Raw genomic sequence first — 8,783 nt, forward strand, 5'->3', positions numbered from 1 at the left:
ATCCGAGTAACGCCATGATGCTTAAAACCCATACCCGCCTGATTCTCGCCGGCCTGCTGTTGCTCGCGATCCTGGCGCTGACCGCCTGCGCCAAGGACATCCCGGTCTACACGCCGCCGGACCAGCGCCCGCTCGCCCCCGCCGAACAGCCCTGGGTGCAGGGCCAGTTCCTGGCCCTGGCCTACCACGACGTGGAAGACGAAGACCCCGACCAGGGCTTTCTCAGCGTGCGCACCGACCGTCTGGTCGAACAGCTGGCCTGGCTGCGCGCCAATGGCTACCAGGCCGTCACCGTGGATCAGATCCTGGCCGCGCGCCAGGGCGGCAAGCCGCTGCCCGAGCGCGCCGTGCTGCTGTCCTTTGACGACGGCTACCGCAGCTTCTACACCCGCGTGCTTCCCATCCTGAAAGCCTATCAATGGCCCGCGCTGCTGGCGCCGGTCGGCGTCTGGATGGACACGCCGGCCAACCAGCGCGTGGACTTCGGCGGCAGCCCCGAAGACCGCAAGCGCTTCCTGAACTGGGACGAGGTCCGCGAGATCTCGCGCTCGGGGCTGGTCGAGATTGCTGCGCACACCAATGCCTCGCACTACGGCGCGCTGGCCAATCCCCAGGGCAATACCGAACCCGCCGCCGCCATCCGCGCCTATGACGCGCAGACCCGCCGCTACGAGACCGAAGCGGAGTTCGACGCGCGCATGGGCGGCGACGTCGCCGCCATCACCGAAAAGATCCGCCGCGCCACCGGCAAGAAGCCGCGCGTCTGGGTCTGGCCTTATGGCGCCGAAGGCGGTTCCACCCTGCGCATTACCGCCGAGCACGGTTATCAGCTGGCGCTGACGCTGGAGGACGGCCCGGGCCGCGTCGGCCGCCTGATGTCCACGCCGCGCCTGCTGCTGTCCAGCGACCCGACGCTCAAGCCCTTCGCCAACAGCGTGGTCGGCATGGAAGCCCAGCCCTTCATGCGCGTGGCGCACGTGGACCTGGACTACGTCTACGACCCGGACCCGGCGCAGACCGACCGCAACCTGGGCGAGCTGGTGCAGCGCATCCTCGACATGCAGATCAACACGGTGTTCCTGCAGGCCTACTCGGACCCCGTGGGCGACGGCCTGGTGAAGTCCGTCTACTTCCCCAACCGCTGGCTGCCTATGCGCGCCGATCTCTTCAACCGCGCCGCATGGCAGCTGCACAACCGCGCCAACGTGATGGTCTACGCCTGGATGCCGGTGCTGTCCTTCGACCTGGATCCCGCCCTGCCCCGCGTCACGCGCTGGCAGGAAGGCCAGGCGCAGCCAGAGCCGGATCCCGACCAGTACCGCCGCCTGTCGCCGTTCGACCCGACCGTGCGTACGCGCATCGGCGATCTGTACGAGGACCTGTCCCGCTACGCGATCTTCGACGGCATCCTGTTCCATGACGACGCGCTGCTGTCGGACTTCGAAGACGCCAGCCCCGGCGCGCTGGCCGCCTACCGGGCCGCGGGCCTGCCGGGCAGCATCGCCGAACTGCGCGCGGATCCGGACACCCTGCAACGCTGGACCCGCTACAAGAGCCGCGCGCTGGTGGACTTCACCGCCGAACTCACGCAGCGGGTGCGCGCGGTGCGCGGCCCGCAGATCAAGACGGCGCGCAACATCTTTGCCGAACCCATCCTGAACCCCGGCAGCGAAACCTGGTTCGCGCAGAACCTGGACGACTTCCTCGGCGCCTACGACTGGACCGCGCCGATGGCGATGCCGCTGATGGAAAACGTGCCCGCCGGCCAGGAAAACGCCTGGCTGGACCGGCTGGTCGATACCGTCGCGCAGCGCCCCGGGGCGCTGGACAAGACCGTGTTCGAGCTGCAGGCCCGCGACTGGCGCACCGGCCCCGGCCGCCCCGAAGCCACGCCGGTCGACACGGCCGTGCTGGCCGGCTGGATGAAGCGGCTGCAGCTGCGCGGCTCGCGCAGCTTCGGCTACTACCCCGACGATTTCTCGCAAGACCAGCCCCGGTTGCAAGGCATCCGGCCCGCCATCTCCGAAGCCTGGTATCCGATCAAATGATAGACCGACTGATTGCCCTGCTGATTCTCTGCGCGGTGCTTGGCGCGCCCTTCGGCTTCACCCTGATGCTGACCGGCGAAGCGCTGCTGGGCTTCGTGTTCTTCTACCCCCTGTTCATGTCCGGCATGTGGATGGCTGGCGGCATCTACTTCTGGTGGCATTGGGAGCGGCACTGGAAATGGGGCAAGGACAGCCAGCCGCCAGTCCTGGCCGGCAATCCGCTGGTGTCCATCCTGGTGCCCTGCTACAACGAGGCCGACAACGGCGAAGAGACGCTGCTGGCCGCCCTGGGCCAGAACTATCCGCACATCGAGGTCATCGCCATCAACGACGGCTCCAGCGACGGCACCGCCGACATGCTGGACCGCATGGCCGCCGCCCATCCGCGGCTGCGCGTGGTGCACCTGGCGCAGAACCAGGGCAAGGCCATGGCGCTGCGCATGGGCGCCATGGCTGCGCGCAGCGAGTACCTGGTCTGCATCGACGGCGACGCCATGCTGGACCCGGACGCGGCCGCCTACCTGGTGGCGCCGCTGATCGACAACCCGCGCGTGGGCGCCGTCACCGGCAACCCGCGCATCCGCACCCGCTCCACCATGATCGGGCGCATCCAGGTGGGCGAATTCTCTTCCATCATCGGCCTGATCAAGCGCACCCAGCGCGTCTACGGCCAGGTGTTCACCGTATCCGGCGTGGTCGCCGCCTTCCGGCGCGCGGCGCTGGACCGCGTGGGCTACTGGAGCCTGGACATGATCACCGAGGACATCGACATCAGCTGGAAGCTGCAGCGCGACCACTGGTCGATCTTCTATGAGCCGCGCGGCCTGTGCTGGATCCTGATGCCCGAAACCCTGCGCGGACTGTGGAAGCAGCGGCTGCGCTGGGCCCAGGGCGGCGCCGAGGTCTTCCTGAAGAACCTGCGTTCGATCTGGGTCTGGCGCCACCGCCGCCTGTGGCCGCTGATGGCCGAGTTCTGCCTGTCCACCGCCTGGGCCTTCGCCTTCGGCGTGTCGGTGCTGCTTTGGGCCGTCAGCCAGGTGGTCACGCTGCCCAACAACATGCAGATCGCCAGCCTGATGCCGCCCGCCTTCACCGGCATGATGCTGGCCGTGGTCTGCCTGCTGCAGTTCGTCGTCAGCATCCTGATCGACCGCCGCTACGAGCCCGGCCTGGCCCGCTCGCTGTACTGGGTCATCTGGTATCCGCTGGCCTTCTGGATGGTGAGCCTGTTCACCACCCTGGTCAGTTTCCCCAAAGTCATGCTCCGCAAGCAGGCCCGGCGCGCGCGCTGGACCAGCCCGGACCGGGGCATCAAATCACCGGACGCAACGTCATGATCATCACCACGCAACGTTCCCGCGCAGGCTATCTGTTCGACCTGGTCCTGACCGCCGTCGGCTGGTTCGCCTTCGTCTATCTGTTCGGCGCCGGCATCCTGGCGATCCTGCGCGCCGCCGCGGGCGGCCCCGATGTCTCGCTCTGGCCGGTGTTCCTGCCCACCGTGCACACGCTGTGGGGCTATGCGCTGCTGGCCCTGATCAACGCGGGCGTGCTGGTGGGCTGGGCCGTCTACAACCACCGCAAGTTCGCAGGTAAGGACCGCCGCAAGCCCATCAAGCCGGTGGGCGACCGCCGCGTGGCGGCCAGCTTCGCGATCAGCCCGGCGCAGCTGATGCAGGTGCGCTCCGCGCACACCTGCGTCGTCCACCACGGCGCGGCCGGCGACATCACCGGCATCGACATCAGCCGCCCCCGCCTGAACGCGGTGCAGGCCGGCTGATACGGTCCCTGCCTGGCGCTGTGAGCCTCCAGGCTTGACGGCGCCAGCCCCGGCGCCCGCCTTCAGCGGCGCGCCTTCTCCACATTCGGCAGCAGGATCGCCACCACGCCCAGCAAGGGCAGATAGGCGCAGACCTGGTACACATAGCCGATGCTGGTGGCATCAGCCAGCTTGCCCAGCGCCGCGGCGCCCACGCCGCCCATGCCGAAAGCAAAGCCGAAGAACAGTCCGGCGATCATCCCCACCTTGCCCGGCACCAGCTCCTGCGCATAGACCACGATGGCCGAGAACGCCGAGGCCAGCACCATGCCGATGATCACCACCAGCACGCCGGTCCAGAACAGGTTCACATAGGGCAGCAGCAGCGTGAACGGCGCCACGCCCAGGATGGACACCCAGATCACGATCTTGCGGCCGATGCGGTCGCCTACCGGTCCGCCCACCACCGTGCCTACCGCCACCGCGGCCAGGAACAGGAACAGGTAGAGCTGCGCCTCGCGCACCGACAGCGCGAACTTGTCGATCAGGTAGAACGTGAAATAGCTGTTCAGGCTGGCCAGGTAGAAATACTTGGAGAACACCAGCACGCCCAGCACCGCCAGCGCGCCCAGCACCTGGTTGCGCGACAGCCCGTTGCCCGCGCCCTCGCGCCGCGCGCGCGGCTTGAGCAGGACGCGGTTGGCGCTGTACCAGCGGCCGATGCCGGTCAACACCACGATGCCGAACAGCGCCGCCAGCGAAAACCAGGCCACGCTGCGCTGCCCGTGCGGGATGATGAAGAGCGCGGCCAGCAGCGGCCCCAGCGCCGAGCCCACGTTGCCGCCCACCTGGAACAGCGACTGCGCCAGGCCGTGGCGTCCGCCGGAGGCCATGCGCGCCACGCGCGAGGATTCCGGGTGGAACACCGACGAGCCCGTGCCCACCAGCACCGCGGCCACCAGCAGCCAGCCGAACGACGGCGCCATCGACAGCAGCAACAGCCCCACCAGGGTGAAGCCCATGCCCACCGGCAGCGAGTACGGTTTGGGATTGCGGTCCGTATAGAAGCCGATGAAGGGCTGCAGCAGCGAGGCCGCGAGCTGATAGACCAGCGTGATCAGCCCGATCTGCGCGAACGACAGGCTGAATGAATCCTTCAGCATGGGATAGATGGCCAACAGGATCGACTGGATCATGTCGTTCATCAGGTGCGCCACGCTGATCGCGCCCAGCACCTTGAAGGCGGTGGATGGGTCCGAGGAAGCGGCGGACGGCGGGACCGGATTGGCGTCGGCGACGCCGGCGGCGGAGTTCTGAGGGGGATTCATGGGCGATGGACGCAAGTAATGGGGATGGACATGTCCAGCGCCACGCCGGACCAGTACCCAGTGTAGGAATCCGGGACGGAACCGATCTGCCAATTTTCGTCGCTCAAGTGACAAAATATGGTGACAAAATACGCAAACCAGCCCTGAGCCGCCCAACTCATCCTTATGCCGGAAGTGACACGCATGCCCGCCCGACTCCTTTTGCCCGACCCCGCCCGCAGCGTCAATCCGCAGGACTACCAGCACCGGCCGCGCGCCGTGACGGCCATGGCCAAGGAATTCCTGCCAGGCACCCGCACGGGCACCCACTCGCATCCGCGCGCGCAACTGGTCTACGCGGTCGAAGGCGTCATGCGCGTCACCACGCCCAGCGGCTTCTGGGCCCTGCCGCCGCTGCGCGCGCTGTGGGTGCCGGCGGGCGTGCCGCATGGCGTGGACATGGTGGGCGCGGTGTCCATGCGTTCGCTCTATCTCGAAGCCGAGACCGCCCGCGGCTACTGGCCGCAATGCCAGGTGGTCGAGGTCGGCGGCTTGCTGCGCGAGCTGATCCTGGCGCTGACCGCCGAACCCATCGACTATCCGCTGGACGGCCGCGCCGGGCAGGTCGCCGCCCTGCTGCTTTCCGAGCTGGCCGCCGCACGCGTCGCGCCGCTACAGATCCCCTGGCCGCGCGACCGGCGTCTGCAGACCATCTGCGCGGCGATCCTGGACGATCCGGGGCTGCAGCGCGGCATCGAGGACTGGGGCGACGAAGTCGGCGCCAGCGCCCGCACGCTGATCCGCCTGTTCCAGGCCGAACTGGGGCTGAACTACCGGCAGTGGGTCCAGCAGGTCCGGCTGGCCGAGGCGGTGTGCCGGCTGTCGCAGGGCGTGCCGGTCGCGCGCATCGCCGCTGACCTGGGCTACCACAGCGCCAGCGCCTTCTCGGCCATGTTCCACCGTGCGCTGGGCGCGCCGCCCCAACGCTACCTGAACAATGGCTGACGCCTGCAACCGGATTTGCCGTCACTCGCGACGCAATTCATGTTTAGTTACTGAAACCTTATGACCCTCTGGGCGGTCCATCGTGTTCTGCCCTAGAATCGCCTGCAATGAGCACCCCCCAGCAATCCTCCGCCACCCCGGGCGGCAAACCGGGCCTCCCCTGGAAACGCATTCTCGTCAAGGCGGGCGTAGCCGCCGGCGGCGCCGCCGTGTGCGGCGGCGTCGCGCTCGGCCTGGCGCTGGCCCTGGCCTGGCCCAGCCTGCCCGACCTGCACGCCATGACGGACTACCGTCCGCGGGTGCCGCTGCGCATCTATACGGCGGACAAGGTCCTGATCGGCGAGTACGGCGAAGAGCACCGCAACGTGCTGCGCTTTGACGAGATCCCGCCCGTGATGCGCCAGGCGGTGCTGGCAGCCGAGGACGACCGCTTCTACAGCCACGGCGGCGTCGACTGGATGGGGGTGGCGCGCGCGGTCGTGACCAACCTCGTCAAGGGCTCCAAGAGCCAGGGCGGCAGCACCATCACGATGCAGGTGGCGCGCAATTTCTACCTGTCGTCGGAAAAGACTTATTCGCGCAAGTTCTATGAATTGCTGCTGACGTTCAAGATCGAATCCGAGCTCTCCAAGGACCAGATCCTTGAGCTCTACATGAACCAGATCTACCTGGGCCACCGCGCCTACGGTTTCGCGGCCGCCTCGCGCACCTATCTGGGCAAGCCCCTGTCGGAAGTCACGCCGGCCGAGGCCGCCATGCTCGCCGGCATCCCCAAGGCCCCATCGCGCTTCAACCCCATCACCAATTTCCCGCGCGCCGAGATCCGTCAGCACTACGTGCTGGGCCGCATGAAGACGCTGGGCTATCTCACGCCCGAACAGGCCGACGAGGCGCTCAAGCAGCGCCTGACGATTCGCGGCGCGGACGGCGCCAGCGCGCGCGGCTTCGCGATCCACGGCGACTACCCGGCCGAACTGGCGCGCCAGCTCATGTACGGCGTGTTCCAGGAACAGACCTACACCAAGGGCATCGACGTCTACACCACCATCGATTCCAAGGACCAGGAAGCCGCCTACCGCGCCGTGCGCGACGGCGTGCTGGACTACACGCGCCGCGCCGTGTATCCGGGCCCCGAGGACCAGATCGACCTGCCCGAGGGCGTCGAAAAGGACCCGGCCGCGCTGGATGAAATCCTCGACGGCGTGCAGGAAAAGACGCCTGACAGCGAAGACCTGCTGACCGCCGTGGTGCTGGCCGCCAGCCCCGCCGAAGTGACGCTGGCGCGCAGCGCGCGCGACATCATCACCATCAGCGACAAGAAGGCGCTGGCAGTGGTGGCGCGCGCGCTCAACCCCAAGGCCAGCGACAGCCAGCGGCTGCGCCGCGGCTCGGTCGTCTACATCCACAAGAACGGCGACAGCTGGGAAATCATCAACATGCCGACGCTGCAGGCGGCGCTGGTCTCGATGGTGCCCCAGGACGGCGCCGTGCGCGCCATGATCGGCGGCTTCGACTACAACCGCGGCGGCTTCAACCGCGTGACGCAGGCCTGGCGCCAGCCCGGCTCCAACATCAAGCCCTTCGTCTACGCGGCGGCGCTGGAACGCGGCCTGACCCCGGCCACGCAGATCTCCGACCAGCCCTTCATGCTGACCGCGGAGCAGACCGGCTCCAAGGCCTGGCAGCCCAAGAACGACGGCAACAAGTACGAGCCCATGCTGACGCTGCGCCAGGGCCTCATGCGGTCCAAGAACATGGTGTCGATCCGCATCCTGCAGGCCATCTCGCCGCAATATGCGCAGGACTACCTGACCCGCTTCGGCTTCGACAAGTCGCGTTGGCCGGCCGTGCTGCCGCTGGCGCTGGGCGCAGGCGGCGCCACGCCGCTGCAAGTGGTCAACGGCTACAGCGTGTTCGCCAACGGCGGCTACCGCGTCACCCCGTATCTGGTGGACCGCGTCACCGACCGCTCGGGCAACGTGCTGATGCAGGCCCAGCCTGTCGTCGCCGGCGACGCCCTGGCGCGCGCCATCGATCCCCGCACCGCCTGGGTCATGGACGACATCCTGCGCGGCGTCACGGTCAGCGGCACCGCCGCCCGCGCGCACCAGGTGCTCAAGCGCAACGACATCGGCGGCAAGACCGGCACCACCAACGAGGCCGTGGACGTGTGGTTCTCGGGCTTCACGCCCAGCCTGGCCACCACCGTCTGGATGGGCTTTGACCAGCCCAAGTCGCTGGGCACCAACGAATTCGGCAGCGGCCTGGCCCTGAGCACCTGGCTGGACTACATGCAGCCGGCCTTGAAAGGCGTGCCCGAAGCCAAGCCCGCGCCGCGGCCGGACGGCCTGATCGTGGACAACGGCGAATACTATTTCTCGGAATTCCCGCCGGGCCAGGCCGTGGCCTCGCTGGACCTGTCCTCGGGCGACGCGTTGACCGATTTCCTGAACAACAACCGTTCGACGGACGGCGTGGACACCTCGGTCAAACCCCTGCCGCCCGGCGGCGGCGCAATGCCGCAAAGCAGTCCGGCCCAACCGCCGGTGGCCCTGCCCGTTCCCGTGGCCCCAGCGGGCGGCGCGCCGGCAGGCAACGCGCCGCCTGCCATCCCGCCCATCCCCGTGCCGCGCGTGGACGCCGACACGCCCGCCCGCGCCAGCG

At 68.3% G+C, this 8,783-nt stretch carries 6 protein-coding genes; 5 read left to right on the top strand and 1 reads right to left on the bottom strand.

Features of this window, described 5'->3' with window-relative positions:
* The first annotated feature begins 14 nt into the window (after positions 1 to 14).
* The 3 genes from pgaB to pgaD are packed head-to-tail and all read left to right on the top strand — an operon-like array spanning position 15 to position 3,828.
* On the top strand, positions 15 to 2,048 hold the full coding sequence (gene pgaB / locus HV766_RS29395) for a poly-beta-1,6-N-acetyl-D-glucosamine N-deacetylase PgaB (protein WP_175182321.1): 2,034 nt from the start codon (positions 15 to 17) through the stop codon (positions 2,046 to 2,048).
* Positions 2,045 to 3,385 (top strand): poly-beta-1,6-N-acetyl-D-glucosamine synthase, encoded by a 1,341-nt coding sequence (gene pgaC / locus HV766_RS29400; RefSeq protein WP_118934541.1) that lies wholly within the window; start codon positions 2,045 to 2,047, stop codon positions 3,383 to 3,385. The genes pgaB and pgaC overlap by 4 nt, the downstream gene beginning before the upstream one ends.
* Positions 3,382 to 3,828: a poly-beta-1,6-N-acetyl-D-glucosamine biosynthesis protein PgaD gene (pgaD, locus tag HV766_RS29405; protein ID WP_054458203.1), complete on the top strand. Its 447-nt coding sequence runs from the start codon at positions 3,382 to 3,384 to the stop codon at positions 3,826 to 3,828. Before pgaC ends, pgaD begins: the two co-directional genes overlap by 4 nt.
* Before the next feature lie 62 nt (positions 3,829 to 3,890).
* Here pgaD and HV766_RS29410 read toward each other — a convergent pair whose 3' ends face one another.
* Positions 3,891 to 5,135, bottom strand: coding sequence for an MFS transporter (locus tag HV766_RS29410; protein WP_054458204.1), 1,245 nt, complete (start codon positions 5,133 to 5,135; stop codon positions 3,891 to 3,893).
* Positions 5,136 to 5,318: 183 nt separating this feature from the next.
* On the opposite strand from HV766_RS29410, the gene HV766_RS29415 reads away from it, so the two are divergent.
* Together HV766_RS29415 and HV766_RS29420 are read left to right on the top strand one after the other, a co-directional pair.
* The gene (locus tag HV766_RS29415; RefSeq protein WP_175182322.1) at positions 5,319 to 6,119 is read left to right on the top strand and encodes an AraC family transcriptional regulator; all 801 of its coding nucleotides are present in this window, start codon (positions 5,319 to 5,321) and stop codon (positions 6,117 to 6,119) included.
* Between the two features lie 107 nt (positions 6,120 to 6,226).
* On the top strand, positions 6,227 to 8,783 hold a 2,557-nt coding region (locus HV766_RS29420), incomplete at its 3' end, for a penicillin-binding protein 1A (RefSeq protein WP_254593379.1).

This window comes from Achromobacter aegrifaciens, assembly GCF_902859735.1.
In the GTDB taxonomy this organism is placed as follows: Bacteria; Pseudomonadota; Gammaproteobacteria; order Burkholderiales; family Burkholderiaceae_B; genus Achromobacter; species Achromobacter aegrifaciens.

Excerpts from the sequence above, each read along its gene's own strand:
- pgaB (WP_175182321.1), top strand. The coding sequence starts at position 15 with ATGATGCTTAAAACCCATACCCGCCTGATTCTCGCCGGCCTGCTGTTG.
- pgaD (WP_054458203.1), top strand. The coding sequence starts at position 3,382 with ATGATCATCACCACGCAACGTTCCCGCGCAGGCTATCTGTTCGACCTG.
- HV766_RS29410 (WP_054458204.1), bottom strand. The coding sequence starts at position 5,135 with ATGAATCCCCCTCAGAACTCCGCCGCCGGCGTCGCCGACGCCAATCCG.
- HV766_RS29415 (WP_175182322.1), top strand. The coding sequence starts at position 5,319 with ATGCCCGCCCGACTCCTTTTGCCCGACCCCGCCCGCAGCGTCAATCCG.
- pgaC (WP_118934541.1), top strand. The coding sequence starts at position 2,045 with ATGATAGACCGACTGATTGCCCTGCTGATTCTCTGCGCGGTGCTTGGC.